This window comes from Pseudomonas sp. NY8896, from assembly GCF_039634505.1.
In genome coordinates this window covers 99,007-113,902 of sequence record NZ_CP132351.1, presented here as the reverse complement: position 1 = coordinate 113,902, position 14,896 = coordinate 99,007, and the positions used below count along the sequence as shown (strand labels likewise).

Genomic DNA, 14,896 nt, shown 5'->3' with positions numbered 1-14,896 from the left:
ATCATAAGCTGGTTTGAGCCTACCTCGTCGAACAGCAGGGTTAGTTAGCCAGGATCGCTGTGCTGGCTCCAAAGGCCGCTGACTTAATAGCAAACTGTGGGACGCTACCCCCTTGAGAGTTTGGTCGAGCCTACCTTTCGAGAAAAATCGCTCAAGGCTAGCGTTTATCGACCATGGCGTTGCTCAGTGCAGGCATTACTCCAACCGCGGATTGTGGAGCGCATGAGTCAACCTGGGGGAGCAGCCAGAAGCAGCGGGTCCGTGCTCTGGAGATACCTATGTGGATCAAACGCTGAATCTCTTGATCCAATAGTGTGTCGTAGTGGTTCGTTCCGCTTTCGGCCCACCTCCCCGCCAGGTTGAATAGTTGATTGCGAAAGTCGGATCGAGGTCGAGTGGTGAAGTTACCCGCGAGGATGACCGTTTCTGCCACCGCAGGCCGAGCACGTTGGAAAGGTCGGATCTTGATCTTGCCCTTATGTCTCGCTCCATCGATCTGGCCCACCAGGTAGGCCACTGCGGCTTCTGCCATCTGGTACGACGCAATCGAGTCCACCAAGACCAACACATCCCCTCCTCCTTCTACGGCCTCCTGCAGTAGCCGGCTCAGGACATGAGAGTCGAAGCTATGAATTTCCACAGGTGACTGTTTGGTTGGGGCGATGAGGGCAGTTGACTGCCTTCCGACGTCCACCTGATTCCGCACCACGCTGAACGCTGCATCGATGAGGTGCTGGTGCCCTCTGAAGCCATCCTGGAGGATGACGCGCGTAGGGTTTGAAACCCTGAATTCAGTGTCGAAATGGCGAAGCCCTTGGCTTGAACTCCCCTGGGTTGCGAATGATGCCTGGACGGGATCGCCGGCGAGAGTGAATGTTGAGGGCAGAAGATTGGAATCTCTGTGCGAGATCGATCGACGTTTGAACTCCGAAAGGATGCCCCGTAGGAAGTCTGCAGTGGGGGCGCTCGTATCCTGTGCATCGTCAAGCAGGAGATGTCGGAATCGGTTCAGCGCGGCCGCAGGAAGCCGCTTCAAGTTCGCCCCGTGCCGCTCAGAGAAAAGGTCCAGGAGTCGATTGATTGTCATTAGGGGCGGGTCGTTCGCGAGCAGGTCGCCTTCAAAACCCAACCAGAAGTGCCCAAGACCTTCGAAGAACAGCGCATCCGGGTCGTTCTGAAGGAAGTTGAGTTTACCTACGGCCTGGGGGACACCCATCCCGAGGTTCTCCACCAGCGTTGCTATTTGGTAGAACGCTTCCACCAGTGGAACATGTGCTGGTTCGCCGCGGAGTCTGTATCCGAAGTCGGGAGCAGTAGTGGGCAAGGCTTTTAGCGTCGCAACCATCTGCTTGGCGTCCTGATAGCTGTCCAGATGGATCACGGGCTTGTCGAGGTAGGCCTGGAGTAGTGTTTTCTTGATCTCACACTCCTTGTATACCTCGAGCTTGATTCCCTGCCCACGGGTCAGATAACGATCCTCGGTGCGATCGAAACCAAGCAGAACAAAAGCATCTAGCCGCGGGACGAAGCCATGAAGATTGAATTCGCAGCCGCGTACCACCACCTTGTGACGACCGGGCTTTATCCCGTCCAAGGGCCAAGCACCAGCTTCCTTCCATAACGTCTCGACTTTCTCGCAAAGGTCTTGATCGTGCTGGCTCAACTTCCACCCTATCGCTGCACGCTTAACCACGTCGGGGTGATCAACTTCCAACGGCTCCAAGAGCATGGACTGGCGAAACAACCCCACAACCAGTTCGGCGTATCGGGGATTACTGCGATAGAGCTTGCTATGCGTGGCCCGAAGGAGAGACGTCTGGGCCGATGACAGCCTAGTGTCGAATGGCCTGATTTCGAAGACATCGGAATTTACCCTCACTTCGAATGGCCGTACGTTCTCCCAACCTACAAGGGAGTTCACAAGTTCCAGGGCTGCAGCTGCTGGAGTAGTGATGCATCCCTGAATATCTGCTTCCGAGCATTCGATGCTCCATCGCCGAAACAGCCAATGGAGTCGTTTAGCGAATTCCTCTTTCACCTCTTTGCAATCCACAACAACCCTGATCGAGGAAAGTGGCTGCATCAGGTACTTGTGCAGATAGAGCGCCCGCATCGCCAAGGTGAACGATTTCCCGGTACCGCCCTGGCCGGACACCAACAGAGCTCGAGAACTGGTAGCGATGGCTTTCCACTGCCCGGGTGTCGGCTGCAGATCCGCCGGCAGGAGGGATGCAGCATCTCGCTGCATTGTCTCCAAAAGGCCTGTGGAAACGACCAGCCTGTCGTCATCTATGAGTACCTGGTCAATTCGCGGAGCAGTAATGGAACGCTCTCTTAGGTCGCGAATCTCAAGCGGTCCGGTAGTAGTGCTTACAGCGTGGGATTGGCTTCGGGATTTGGCTTTCTGTTCACTGCCATACGCTTCACCTGCACGATAGCCCTCATCCCAAGAGGAGTCGTGCCGAGCGTTGAGGAGGTCCATGCCAAGAGCCAGCACCCCACCCAGTGTCTTTTTCCATCCGGGCAATGCGTCGACCGGTGTGAGATCGTCTGTGTTGTGTGAATACTGGGACGGCAAGGGATCATCCTCGAAGCTGTAGTGCTAATCGCCCAATAGGCGGGTCGAGAAAATGGTGCCGTTCCAACTTGATGGACTCCACTCAAACCGACCTGGTGAAATCCTGAATATGAGGCCGGAATTACAGAGGACCGTCTTGGCTAACGCTTCCCATTGAAGGGCTCTATCGTGTGTGTCTGATTGAGCCAACGGAGACGGACATGTTGTCCACCCCCTCGTCCCTGAACAGCCATGCTCGACTCTTTGTGTCGAAGTCGGAGTCTCGAAGCTTCAAGGCTAAGTCCTATATCCTCCAACCCGGCCACCCCGAAGCGGGTTCTCACCTTTTGGTCAAAGGCAGTGCGCAATTGGTGATCGAGAACGATGGTCGCGAGATGATTTTGGGGCTACTCAAACCAGGCGACTACTTTGGTGACCTGCCTTTCCCGGTTGTAGTTGATGGCCATCTAGTGACCGTCCAGGCGCGCTCTCAATGCCAGGTCGCCTTCATGCCCAGCTCCGATTTCCAGCAGCTGGTCCTCACTACACCTGAGATGCTGATGGACGTTTGTGGTCAGCTGAATGAGAGGCTGAGCGCGGCAACACGAAAAGTGGGGGATCTTGCTTTCCTCGATATAACCGGCCGCATCGTCAGCGTGATCCAAGACCTGGTGCATGCGAGCTTTGCAGTAAAGGCCAGCGAGGGGACTGTGATTCCAATCACCCGACAGGATCTCGGTCGGTTGGCGAGCTGCTCTCGTGAAACGGCGGGGCGAGTGCTGAAGCTGCTCGAGGAACAGGGCCTGATCATCTGCTCAGGCCGCAATATCACTGTGCTGAAGGCATAAGCCCATACCTGTGGATGAGAGCAGGATTACCTTCGATGCGTTGATCAGGTGATACGGCCCGACTGGATGGCGGAGAAGAGATCATTGCGATATTGGTCCGTCTCGATCACTTCATCTTGGCCAGTCCGGCGCAACTCCCACTGGCCCCGCTCCTGAACCCAATTAAGGGTAAACCGGTGCTGATCGTTGAAGCGAACCTGAATGCTTCCATCAGGTTGCTCGTGGTCACTCCAAGGGGCAAGCATGGGCATGTTTTGGCTCCTGTTTCGGAAAAGGGCAGCTTCCGCTGCCCAAGTCATTATGATGTTCCTGGCTACCACCCCTTGGATTCGCTTGAGGCACCATGCCCATTCGCGAACTGCCGGGCACATCAATGGCAGTTCCCAGCCAACCGGTAACCTGCGGCTTCTGCTTCCTGGGCACCACTGAACTCGACTCGGTTTTTAGGCGACACTTTGTCGTAGCTTGGGCAGCCAGGCAGGTGGAAGATGTGGGAATTTGCATTCCCTCGGACAGCGCCGGCACCAGCGCTGACGTTGGAGGCGATAGTTGCAGATCCCTTCTGAGATTGGGCTGCGAATATCTGCTTCGTTGCATCCCCCGCCACTCGGTTCCTAGCAGCATCCGGCCGCACCATCACAACTCCCTGGGGAAGCTTCTCGTTGCCGAGTGTGACGAATACAGGAGCGTGATCGCTCACGTGCTTTCGGCTTTTCTCATTGCTCCAACCGATCATCCGGGGATAGTCCATGATCCCTGCAGCTGTCAGCTTCAGGTGGAGCTTCCTGGAAACCCAGATATTGTCGTACAAGTTGGCGTAGAGCCCATCGCGTGCGGAAAGCGTCGTTGCCCCCTTTGTGATTAGGGGGGCTGCATGCTGCGATAGCCCGGAGAATGCTGCATCGTTGGGAGGCGTATTGAAATCACCTACCAGCATCACAGGTGTGTCTGGATAGATGCTTTCCAGCCAGGTCCAGTAGCTCTCGAGCTCCCGAATCTCCGGCTCACGGTCTTGTGGGCCTTTCCCGTAGAGCACATGGATGCTGGCGACGGCAAAAATAGTCCCGTCTCTTTTCGACTTGAATCGGGCAGAAAATGGCTCCCGAATGAATCGATCTTTGCGATCCATGTAGACCACCGCGCCGTCTTCATAGGCCACCGCACTGTCTCGCATCAGGAAACCGTACAGTTCTTTGTATGATCGAGAGCCAACCGCATGGCTGGCCAGCGACGACCACTGCTCCCCAGTTCGTTTCTCGAGTTCGGCCTCCAATCTCGAAAGCCCCTCCTCGTTCATGACCTCTTGTACGGCTACCAGGTCTGCCTTTCCTGCTACCTCGGCGAGAGCCGGGAAGCTCTTTTCTCCACCTTGTCCCAACCTCATGGAGTTCCAGGACATGAGCGTCAGATCAGCTGCCGAGGTCAGCGAGCTGGCCAGAACCGCGGCGGCCACAAGCGCGCCTCTGAAAAATCCTTTCAACCGTTTACTCCTTCTGTAGGGCCGTCAACGTACACGGAGGTCAAGGAGTGCCCCCTGAGTCGCGCCATGGTTTGTTTGCTGATCGAGTTGGGAGTCGTACTCCCCGAGTTTCTTGATGAGCGCCTGTCCGGCCTGGCTCACGACAACGCTTAACCTTTCGCACGGCAGTTCCGTGCGTACTCCGCTCAACCGTGAAAGGAGTGTCTGGGCCGTACGCTTTCCATTTGCGGCATGAAGTAACTCGTGAGCGCGAAGCGCGATGTAGAACCTGTTCCACTCTCGAATTACGCCCGGCGAACGCGGAACATCGTCTCGTAATGCGGGGAGGGAAATCGTGATATTGACGGTGACACGGGGGTTGGAGATCGCACACCCACCGCTGGCGAGCGGGACGTAGTCATAGCTCGAGTCCAAGTTCCAAACCGTAGCCCCAGCGTAGAAAGTGTCACCATTTCTGGTTGGGGCGTTCTCACTGATGGACGCCTGGATTTCCTGGACACTCCTCCCCGTCACCCAGTAGTGCTCGACTTTAAAGTTGACCACGGGTTCGCCGGTGGGGTCAGCCAGTACGGTTGCAGGGGCTAGGCCTACCGCCATTACCAATAGCATGGCTGAGGGGCCCCTGCGGAAACTATCAAACTCCGCCATAGGTGAGGGTGACACCCACCTTCTTGGCTTGGTTCTCGATGTCCCGGAGTTCCTGTTTTAGCTTGTGGCGGTTTCCCAGCTTCTGCCCTTGCATGAAGGTCGCCAGGTTGAACGCGAAATTGAGTGCTTCCTTGTGACCGATCTGCCATGCCTGACGGAGGTATTCGAGAGAGGGCTGTAGCCTTTCTGCCTTCAGTTCCCGTTCGGCCAGATACACATTTGCGTCCGGATCGCCAAGCTGTGCAGCTTGAGCAAGCAAGGCCCAGGGGTCGATCCCTTGGATGTTCATCTGCTGGACGAACACGGCAAGGTCCGACATTGCCAGCGGATAACCGGCTTCGGCGGCCGCGCCAAAGCAACGCAAGGCCGTAGCTTGTTCCCCGGAGGACACCGCACCGTGCGCAAGAGCATATGCGCTCAAGGGATGCGCGGTATCGATACGTCGATACAGCTGAAGAGCTTTTTCTCGGCTCTCCTCATGCCCCGTTGCTTCGTATCCTCGTGCCAACGCAATCCCTGCATCCAATGCACCCTGATCGAAGGCGTGCTCAAGAGCAGATATGGCAGATTTACGCTTTTCAGTTTCTTTCGGGAGCGCCTGGCCGAATGAGAGCTTCACCCCTGCCGCCCAGATGAGAAGTTCTTCTCCTCCAGAAGGCATGGCTTTTCGCTTTTCGTTCCAGAGGTGGCCGAGAATTGCCAGACGATTGGATTCGTCATCATGCGCCAGCAGATGACCAGTTGTTGGCTCAACCGCCATATTGCCGAGGAGCCCTATGGGGATGATCCGGTTGAAGGCCACGCCGTTGATTCGCTGGCCGAGTGCCCATGAACTGGCAATGCCGCCCTCAAGGCGAAGTAGCGACAGAGCTGCCTTGACCAGGGCAACCTCGTTGTCAGCGCGCCGCACCTCGGAATCAGTCAGGTGACAGAGAACTGCTCCCCACCCTCCTTCCAGGCCCACGTTTCGGCTTGAAATGCCAAAGCGGTTGATCGCTTTGCTCCCCCTCTTCAGACCCTCCCCGAGCGGGACGAGATGGAGGCCTGAGCTGCTCAAGATAATGTTCTGTCCATGAAGGTCAGTCTCATTGAACACGCAGGCAGCGACGGGCACTGCTTTCTTCTGAAGATGCACTGCGATTTGGAGATAGTTCTGCTCATCGGGAGAATCGACTTCTGCGGCGGGGTGTACCCAGATCGCCAGATCAATCTCCGGTCGATCCGCAGCGAGGATTTCCTCATTGAGCATTACGCCGCAGTGCGGAAGCCGTAGGGCCTGAGCCACGGGATACATACTGGTAATGGCTTGCTCAGCCTGGGTTAGGAAAATTTCGACCTCTCCGGGGCGCCCGAGCATCTCGCCGGCAAGGCTCGCCCAGACCGAATGGTCCAGTCGAATCATGGGATCACGTCCAATGAGAAGAACACGCAAAGGCGTTTTCTCATCCGCAAGCCCGGTCTTCAGAATAACTTCCGCCACCAGAGCGGCAGGAGCGACGAGAGAGGCGGTATCTCCGACAGTAAGCTTCACCGTGGAAACCACGTTTTCAGCCTTAGTGCGGGCGGTTATCTCTCGTATCCATGCTTGGGTGAGGTCGCCCAGGTTCTTACTGGACTGCAACGCTTTTTGAAGAACCACCGAGGAGAGCTCCATTCATCGAATAGAGAGCATGGTAACGACTTCGGTGACGGTTCCAACTGAAAGGACGGTGCGGAGATCCCCCGGGGGACAGCGATGGCTAATCCTTACTCGGCCAGGGCTCCAACGTCGAAGTTGTTCGCCGCGTAAGTCATGTTGCAAGACCAGACCTTCTTGCCCTCGTGATAGAAATAAGCCGTATCGCCTTTGATGACCATTCTGGCCTCTGGCCAGATGATGGAATGCCCGTTCGAAGCTGCGGCCAATAGGCTCGACTCGCGACACCGCGCCAAGTACACCCCGTCTTTCAAGGTCTTGAACGTATTCCTCTTTGCCATTCCTTGTCTCCGTGGCGTGCCGATTGATCAACTATCCCTCGTTATGAAACGGGCCAGCAGCCCCAGGACTCCTGTCTTTCGGCTCGACAGCTACGTTGATCGCAAACACTTCCACATGATGCGGGCCAAAGTGGCGGTGGATGATTGTTTCCCTTTGGACCCCTTTCCAAGGCAGTGTCAGCCGGTTCTCGGTATCACCCCGTTTAGGATATCCCCGCGCCAGCTCGATACAGTCGTAGGAGCGCCCTACCAGCCGCTTTTCCCAGTATGGGGTGACCAGTCTGTATTCCTTGGGCTTGCGGCCAGCCTTGATTTCATCGAAATACTCCCCTTTCAGGTGGAGGATCAGCTTTCGCATGGACGTATTCCTAGCTCTAGTGCCTGCGGGATGATGGTTTTCTTCATTCCCCTCAAAATAACGCTTGGTCCTCAATTTCCCACCTGGTTCCCGCAAGCTTTGATACTACAGAGATAGCCACGATGCCTTCACTTCCCTTTCTCGGCCGTTAAAGTGTCGATATCAAACTAAACGGTGTATGCGAATGAGCTTCCCCCGGACCATCGAAGAAGAATGCAGGGAGCTGATACCAACCCTGGACAAGTCACTCAAGGAACTGGCCTTCTTGCTGGAGAAATCGAAAGCACATATCCGGATCGACGCCCTTTTCCAGGTGCCTCTCAGGAAGTCTCCTACGGTTGACAAGAATGCTGGGATCGAAATCGCCACGCCAGATGGCGAGACGGGCATTTCCCTTGCCATTGAAACCCTGACAACCATTTGGCTGGGTGAGGGGCAAAGTGCCAAGGAAACTCTTCGCTCTCCTGGTGCCATAGGTCTGCCCGCATTGGCTTTGGATCGAATCCGCGAAACCAATAGGCTTCGAATGCATCTGTTCGACCTGATCGAGAAGGCCAAGCCTGCTGAGCGGAAGCGGATCTGGAAAGCGAAAGATCACTACGGCATATCCAGCCTGCAGGCTATGCGGGTAACCCCGATTCTGCATGACCCCCAGCTGATTCGCTTCTACTGGGATACGGGCTCGATAACGAAGCGATGGTTGGTGCGAGACCTGATCAAGGTCTGTGAAGACGAGCTTCATGCCACCTTTGGCCACCGGCCATCTCGCGACGAGGTAGTTCAAGGCTCGGTGGAAAGCAGCGTGCTGCTTTCGCTTGAACAGCTTGAGGAATTGCCTCTTGATGAACAGGTAGCGGTTCATCGACTAGGTACTCCCCATGTACGGGCAAGGGTGACCGATGGAGACATTGAGCCGTACATCTGCTCTGCACCGGTGCCGTTCGTTTATGACGTTTCCTGTGCCCGGCCGCTCATAAAGCCTTTAAAGAACTACTGCCCAATGGAAGAAAAAAAGAAGCGCTCGATCCGAGCGCTTTTGGAACCAGAGCCTCGCGTACCGGGAATGAACGTTCACCAGTACGACGTGAAGCACAGGGCTTTTGGGGCGTTTGAATCACGTAGCCGTGGGCGCAACAAGCGAGCAGCGCAAGAATGATAGGGAACACGAATTTGAGCCGTGCAGTAGACACCAAGAGCCGAGAAACCCTCCTGCGGCTTGCCAGCCTCACCAGAGATCTCTCATCCAATGATGATCGCTGCCGAGGGAATGCGTACCGCGACTTGCTGGAGCTTGCCGAGGAGGGAAGCAGCGATGCGATGTTCCAGGTTGCCCGGTGCTTGAATCAGGGGATTGGCGTGGAAGTCGATCAGGTCAAGAGCGATCACTGGCTCAGATTGGCGTGTGTGACCAATCCCCCCTCGAAGGTCGCCCTCTACTCATTCGGCATGCAGAACCTTCTTCGTAAACGACCCGATGCGGACCCCATGCTCGGTCTCAATCTCATCGAACGTGCTGCCACTGCGGGATACGTGACGGCGATCCTCGAGCTGGTAAAGCTCCTGGAGAACGGTACAGCTGACATCGTTCCTGATCTCCGCAGGGCATACCGCCTGCTAGCAGGCGCGATTACTGACCATTCCGATATGAAGCTGCACGAAGCCTATCTCAGCTTTGTCGAGCGCAACCAACCACTCTCTACGCTTTTGGACTCCTGATTCATGTACCAAATTCAGTGCAAACGCCTTGTCGACCAACTGGCCTTCGGCCTGTCGTTGTCCCAGGCTGAAGCCATAGTCGCCCGGGCCTATGGACGCGAGAGTTACAGCAGCACCTCTGACACCTTCGGTCCAGAAATCCCTGGGCTCCAGGCGATTCGCACTCCCGCGGAGATTCTTCAGCTTGAACGACCTCAACAAATGGTCGAGTTCATGCGCATGGTCTTGAACCTCACCCTGCCTGGCCCTGAGCCCGTTCACCAGCAGATCCCGCCGAAGAACTTGGTGGCAACCATGTACAACTTTGGCAACTTCGACGCCCTGGTGACGTATGTGAAGAACGATCCGATCGATCCAAACGATGACAAGCCCGAAACTCTTCTGAAGTTCAAGAACCGTTATGGCTACATGGCGAACTCTCAGGTGATCATGGGTCGGGGATATCATGGGCATACCTTGGTAGCCCAACCCGATGCCAAGTTGGCCAGCCGCTACATCGATCAAGAGGCGATCCTGAACAAGCTGAATGGGCTGCAGGTGATCATCGTTCGAGATCGGGTGGACGGTGACAGCTACATCAATCACTACAGCCGCAACCACCTGGTGATGCGACACGCTGCATCTGAAGACCTGAGTTCGCTGATACTCGGCTCTCGTGCAAAGGATGCCTGTCTCACTGTCTCGATCGTTCCTGCAGAACGGTATTCGCTTGAAGCGATCATTGCGCCTCATGTCGCAGCGTTGACGAAGAATTCACCGGCCGGCCGCTCTATTATCCTGGACGGCTTGAATATCGATGAGGATTCAGCGAGCTTCCAGGCAGGCCTGCGTTTAGCAAGCAGCCAGGGCATCAACGTTGTGCTCATGGCCCCGGTCCTCAAGGCATCGCAGTGGGACCATTTCGAAACCCGACTGATCTTCGGGTTCGATCTGCAAATGGCTCAGACTGCGAATGCTGAGATGAACCGGGCTATCGTCCAGGCGGCGCCTTACGTAGGGCTCAAAGGGGACAGAATGCAGTTCCTCTACTACTCGGCTGCATCCGGGGCGCGCTATGGGGCTATCCCGCTGATTCCCGAAGAGGAGAAGCGGGCCCCGCTTCTCAAGCGAATCTTCGGCAGTCCAGCCCGAGCTTAGCCCCTAACGCCCTCCCTGAGGGCGTTTTCAGTTTCGCATGCGAAACTCGGCTCATGGAACTTTTTCAGGCCACGACGGTCGTAGGTCATGCCCGGGCAGAGTGAATCGCCGACGAAATGGTGTGTTTAGTCGGTTGCGTCTGATGTCATCTGTTGATCTCGAATGCTCAGTCTGAGACAGAACCTCAATTTCTGCTAAATTGATTCTGAAATGAAGGCTATTGGCCTTCTCACAGGCTTCCGCTTCGGTGAAAATGTGGGCACAGGGGCAAATGTGTCGCTTAACGCTACGCCTTGTCCCTTCTGCCATGGCAGAGGTACTGAATTTTGCTTTTTGGGGAAACGCATTAGGTCCCTATCCTAAGACACCCCCCCCCTCAACATCGTCTGTGGTGCGCGCGTTTCCCCGACTTATAAATGCCCGACTCCATGAGTCGGGCATTTTATTCATCTAGGCCACTGGTCGGTACCGATCCTGCAGCTGCAGCAGGAACCCTTTTTCGCGACGGTCCGCCTCGGGCTCACTTAGGGCTACCCCAACTCGGAACTGGTGGGTGATCGGGTCCTTAGAGCAGTTGGCAACGGTGCCTTCGAAATCCATCACCCCGCCATCCTTTTCGGTCAGGCGCAACAGCACCTGATCACCGATCCCGATTTTCTTGTCCGTCAGAACCAGCGCGCCGGCGTAGGAGATGTCGCGCACCCGGCAATCTCCCCACCCCGCAAGGAAACCGAGCACCCCCTTGGTCTTGATCTGTTGTTTTTGCAGTGAGTTCTCTGGAATCGCGTACCGCGTATAACGACGATTGGCTGCCGTCATTCAAACGTCCTCATTTCGTACTTCTTGGGTGCATCAGCGACCGAAAATCCCGAGGGCAATTTGGCTGGTAGCTGTACAGGAACTCCATAGTATCAATGGCTTCCAACGTTTCGAGCCAAAAGCTATGCCCGCGATTTCCTCTTTCCTCACTTGGCCCAGGACCTGGTCTACCCGCTCTCACATCATCCCTTGGCAGCTCCATGCCCCACTATTCCTGGTCGTGTTTGCTCTTGTTTCGGCGCTGAACTCGATTCCCAGTGATGGGAGCTGGCGTGACCTGACGCTGAATCAGGTGCTGGAAGACTTTGGGGTTTTCATCTTCTTCACGGCGTTGTGGTGTGGGATCTACTGTCATTTCCGCAGGACTGTCGACTTGACTTGGCTGCTGATCATTTTCGTGCTTGCGATCTGTCAAGAGGAGTTCAACCTTTGGAACAAGCTGTGGCAACAGATCTGCCTTCTATTTGGGCATGAGATTTCTTCCAGCGAGCGCCAGCGCGGAGACGTGTTCATGATGGCTCTCGTGTTCGGATCATTGTTGGTCAGGTTTGTATTAGGGGGATTCAAGTCCTTCTTTCGTATCCACATCACCTTTTTCATCTGCGTTTTCGTCACATTTCAGGGGTGGATTCATTTCATCTTCCCCTACTACATCCAGCAGCACTTGCTGAACGAACGGTTGACTTACCAGAAGGAACTCACTGCTACCTACGAAGGCCGTTTCCGCTTTCAGTGCGATCATCTCCCCATCACTTGTTTCGAGTGGGTGGGTGATGCGGTTCCGGTCAGCTCGATCGCCAAACACGTTTCGACTGAGTCCATCACCCAAGTGCTGCAGTCGGTGGGCAATGCAACAACGAGTCTGACCGGCTGGCTGAGTGTGGTTGACCGAGGTGACGTAGAGGTTTTCCGAGGAGTTGACGCCAACCAGAAAGTGCTGGTTACGTTGTACAAGAATCACGAGCTCTACCGCGTTGTCGTCGACGACGAATACCCAACAGAGGCCCACAATGTGATCAGCTCAGCCTTACTCTCTTTCGCAACGCCTTTTGCGCTGGTCTGGTTTTTCGGCGGACTGGGGGTGGTTTTCATGCACCAGGCCCGGGTGTACCGGATAAAGTACGGCAAGCAATTCAGAGCAATGGAGAATCACCAGTGAAGCTGTTGGAGTCCTGGAAAAAGGCTGCGATCGAAACGGCGCTCGACCGGCACAAGAAAACCCTCACCGCTGTGCTCGAACTGGATGATCGAGCTCTACTCGATAGCTATGACCTGGTGTTGGGGATGCTGGCTGGGCCCAAAAGCATCCAGGTCAGGCGAAACCCGCGGGTACTGGATGTGCTGCGCATCCGTGGAAGCCAACGCTCCTTTGAAAAAGCCGTCTATCACGCGCGCAAGGCGCTGACCTACCAACAATAATTTTCACGAAACCCTGAAATAGGGGCAGTCAGTTTCCACTATTAGGGAAACTGACTGCCTCGAGGGGCTCGTTGAATGCTTGTGGAAGCAAAAACCCATGTTGCTTGGGACCTGGCCTCGCCCCGAGCGAAGCGAAGCCAATTTCGCGCCGACAGCTTCTACGTCGTTATCGACGGCTTGCACATCCAGACCGTTCGACAAGCTGCAACTCTGATCAAGAATGCCCTCCTCTCCATTGAGGGCGTACAGGTCAGGGGACCCCTGGCGCTGAAAACTGAGCGCCGGCGCTATGTCTTCCTTCGAGAAATGGTGAGTAAGGGCCAGAAGGGGCTCCGCATTCCTGAAGCGAAGCGACTCAGAAATGTCCTTCTGGTAATGAACCCCACGTCCATCGCTGTAGCGTCTCTGATCGCCTTACCCGTTCCATCAGGGGTGAACCTGCGGATAGAGACGTACCAAGCGCAATACGAACTGAAGGACCCTGCCAAATGCCAAACAGCACAGCCAAGCGACAAGTGACTGTGTCGGTACTCTCCACGCCAGAACCCAGCTGGTTCAAGAGTTCCTCGCTGACCGCGGGTAGCTGGGCTAGCTGGTTAATGATGGCGCACCAATACGGCCGAGTGGTCGACCACCCAGCCGGCATTGAAATCGACGCAAATCACGGTGACTTCTACATCCTCCTCAACGGGACGATGGTTGTTTCGACCGTCCCGCCGGACCCGAACTTGAAACCGCTATTCATTGACACACTGCGGCGCGGCGACATCATCGTTCCTTCCCGACATACCGACCTGAAATTCACCTATGTGGTCCGAGGGAGCGCTTCGCTCCTGAAAGTATCGAAGGACAAGTTCAACGCCTTCATGAACGACATGAAGAACAGTGAGGTCGTGCTGATGGCGGCCGAGCTGAACCTTCTGACCAAGCACGCAACCGCTGCTTCGACGGTGCAAATGAAGGACCAGGACAAGATCTGGCGTGTAGTCGTGAATCTGGCTTCCCACCCCGATGTCGCGCACCGGCCGGGTGGTGTAGAGGTGAAGGCCACGAGGGAAGAAATCCGCCGCCTCGCGGGCGTGGAACGCCGCTCAGCTTCTCGTGCCTTCCACCTGTTCCAGGAAAAGGGACTGGTTGTCTTCAGCGGCTACAAACGTTTCTTCTTTGCACATGGCAAGGAGGGCCTCAATGCCGACTGAAGCCAATATTGCGGTAAGCAAAATCGCTGCATACGCTGAGTCACCGGACGATTACATCAGGGCTGGCGGTAAAGCCTACAACGCAAAAGCTACCCGCTACGGTAATCGCGCTCATGAGACTATCGGCAAGGCACCGAGCAAACTCGCCTTCCTCATAGGTGCCGGCCTGCTCATCGCTGCTCTGATCTACTTCGAGGTTCTACCTCAATGAACCTAATCATAGTCATTTCTGTACTGTTAGCCGCATTTTTCCTCTACCTCGCCGTCAAAGGAAAATCCAAGGACGATATTTTCCGGGCTTTCGGTCTTGATCCGGCAGCTTACGAGTTAATCAGCTCCGATCTTGGGAAAGGGCATGCAAGGAAGAGAATTCGCTGGCGTGGTGTCGGTGGGGAGCCTGACGCAATCTTCCGCCATAAGCGTAGCGGTAGGATCATCGTCGGCGAGTTCAAGAGTCGGCGATGGGCCAGGCGTGTCCGGCCGAGGGAGTATTTTCAGATCGTGCTCTACATCGGTATCGCCCGGGCCGAATTCACCTCCAACAATGTGCTTGGAATCCTCGCTTTCAAGGACAAGATTCTGGAGATCGAGCACCACCCCGAGTTGTTCTCCAACCTGATTCAACTCCGAGCTGAGGTTCTTGCCTCGATGAAAAAGAAGAAGGCGCTTAATTCGCGCCCTCTCCTTTCCAGATTCCGGTTCTCGCTACCATTCAAACTGGAGCGCTTCTGACCTCAG

17 protein-coding genes are annotated in these 14,896 nt (G+C 55.6%); 10 read left to right on the top strand and 7 right to left on the bottom strand.

Annotation, left to right across the window (positions count from 1 at the left end; all coding sequences use genetic code 11):
- Positions 1–157: 157 nt before the first annotated feature.
- Positions 158–2,578 carry a hypothetical protein gene (locus Q9451_RS32085; RefSeq protein ID WP_223290567.1) on the bottom strand — a complete coding sequence of 807 codons (2,421 nt, stop codon included), beginning with the start codon at positions 2,576–2,578 and terminating at the stop codon, positions 158–160.
- Between the two features lie 200 nt (positions 2,579–2,778).
- Here Q9451_RS32085 and Q9451_RS32080 point away from each other — a divergent pair, with 200 nt between their 5' ends.
- Positions 2,779–3,405, top strand: a complete 627-nt coding sequence (locus Q9451_RS32080; RefSeq protein WP_052150494.1) for a cyclic nucleotide-binding domain-containing protein — start codon at positions 2,779–2,781, stop codon at positions 3,403–3,405.
- A 44-nt stretch (positions 3,406–3,449) separates the two neighbouring features.
- On the opposite strand, the gene Q9451_RS32075 is transcribed toward Q9451_RS32080, so the two are convergent.
- From Q9451_RS32075 to Q9451_RS32055, 5 genes are all read right to left on the bottom strand, one after another.
- On the bottom strand, positions 3,450–3,656 hold the full coding sequence (locus tag Q9451_RS32075; protein WP_010792520.1) for a hypothetical protein: 207 nt from the start codon (positions 3,654–3,656) through the stop codon (positions 3,450–3,452).
- A gap of 119 nt (positions 3,657–3,775) precedes the next feature.
- Entirely contained in the window at positions 3,776–4,885 is a 1,110-nt protein-coding gene (locus tag Q9451_RS32070; protein WP_057391283.1) for an endonuclease/exonuclease/phosphatase family protein, read from the bottom strand.
- 634 nt (positions 4,886–5,519) lie between these two features.
- Positions 5,520–7,172: a sel1 repeat family protein gene (locus tag Q9451_RS32065; protein WP_025991906.1), complete on the bottom strand. Its 1,653-nt coding sequence runs from the start codon at positions 7,170–7,172 to the stop codon at positions 5,520–5,522.
- Positions 7,173–7,279: 107 nt separating this feature from the next.
- Positions 7,280–7,510, bottom strand: a complete 231-nt coding sequence (locus Q9451_RS32060) for a hypothetical protein (RefSeq protein WP_019486682.1) — start codon at positions 7,508–7,510, stop codon at positions 7,280–7,282.
- Between the two features lie 31 nt (positions 7,511–7,541).
- On the bottom strand, positions 7,542–7,868 hold the full coding sequence (locus Q9451_RS32055) for a hypothetical protein (RefSeq protein ID WP_019486681.1): 327 nt from the start codon (positions 7,866–7,868) through the stop codon (positions 7,542–7,544).
- A 184-nt stretch (positions 7,869–8,052) separates the two neighbouring features.
- On the opposite strand from Q9451_RS32055, the gene Q9451_RS32050 reads away from it, so the two are divergent.
- Genes Q9451_RS32050 through Q9451_RS32040 form a run of 3 tightly spaced genes read left to right on the top strand, consistent with a single transcriptional unit; the run spans position 8,053 to position 10,721 of the window.
- Positions 8,053–9,024 carry a DNA replication terminus site-binding protein gene (locus Q9451_RS32050; RefSeq protein ID WP_031628695.1) on the top strand — a complete coding sequence of 324 codons (972 nt, stop codon included), beginning with the start codon at positions 8,053–8,055 and terminating at the stop codon, positions 9,022–9,024.
- A gap of 14 nt (positions 9,025–9,038) precedes the next feature.
- Positions 9,039–9,584 (top strand): sel1 repeat family protein, encoded by a 546-nt coding sequence (locus Q9451_RS32045; protein ID WP_170831727.1) that lies wholly within the window; start codon positions 9,039–9,041, stop codon positions 9,582–9,584.
- A 3-nt stretch (positions 9,585–9,587) separates the two neighbouring features.
- Positions 9,588–10,721 (top strand): hypothetical protein, encoded by a 1,134-nt coding sequence (locus tag Q9451_RS32040; RefSeq protein WP_010794319.1) that lies wholly within the window; start codon positions 9,588–9,590, stop codon positions 10,719–10,721.
- Between the two features lie 450 nt (positions 10,722–11,171).
- Here the strand turns inward: Q9451_RS32040 and Q9451_RS32035 are convergent, their stop codons facing one another.
- Positions 11,172–11,540 carry a PilZ domain-containing protein gene (locus tag Q9451_RS32035; protein WP_010794320.1) on the bottom strand — a complete coding sequence of 123 codons (369 nt, stop codon included), beginning with the start codon at positions 11,538–11,540 and terminating at the stop codon, positions 11,172–11,174.
- Between the two features lie 124 nt (positions 11,541–11,664).
- On the opposite strand from Q9451_RS32035, the gene Q9451_RS32030 reads away from it, so the two are divergent.
- The 6 genes from Q9451_RS32030 to Q9451_RS32005 all read left to right on the top strand — a co-directional run bounded on the left by Q9451_RS32030 (position 11,665) and on the right by Q9451_RS32005 (position 14,890).
- Entirely contained in the window at positions 11,665–12,699 is a 1,035-nt protein-coding gene (locus tag Q9451_RS32030; protein ID WP_010794321.1) for a hypothetical protein, read from the top strand.
- On the top strand, positions 12,696–12,959 hold the full coding sequence (locus Q9451_RS32025) for a hypothetical protein (protein WP_010794322.1): 264 nt from the start codon (positions 12,696–12,698) through the stop codon (positions 12,957–12,959). The genes Q9451_RS32030 and Q9451_RS32025 overlap by 4 nt, the downstream gene beginning before the upstream one ends.
- Positions 12,960–13,034: 75 nt before the next feature.
- Positions 13,035–13,478, top strand: a complete 444-nt coding sequence (locus tag Q9451_RS32020; protein ID WP_010792534.1) for a hypothetical protein — start codon at positions 13,035–13,037, stop codon at positions 13,476–13,478.
- Complete coding sequence (locus Q9451_RS32015; RefSeq protein ID WP_010792535.1) at positions 13,448–14,158, top strand: Crp/Fnr family transcriptional regulator; 711 nt, start codon at positions 13,448–13,450, stop codon at positions 14,156–14,158. Before Q9451_RS32020 ends, Q9451_RS32015 begins: the two co-directional genes overlap by 31 nt.
- A complete protein-coding gene (locus tag Q9451_RS32010; protein WP_010792536.1) occupies positions 14,148–14,369 on the top strand; it encodes a hypothetical protein in 222 nt (73 codons plus the stop codon). The genes Q9451_RS32015 and Q9451_RS32010 overlap by 11 nt, the downstream gene beginning before the upstream one ends.
- Positions 14,366–14,890 carry a hypothetical protein gene (locus tag Q9451_RS32005; protein ID WP_010794323.1) on the top strand — a complete coding sequence of 175 codons (525 nt, stop codon included), beginning with the start codon at positions 14,366–14,368 and terminating at the stop codon, positions 14,888–14,890. The genes Q9451_RS32010 and Q9451_RS32005 overlap by 4 nt, the downstream gene beginning before the upstream one ends.
- Positions 14,891–14,896: the final 6 nt, after the last annotated feature.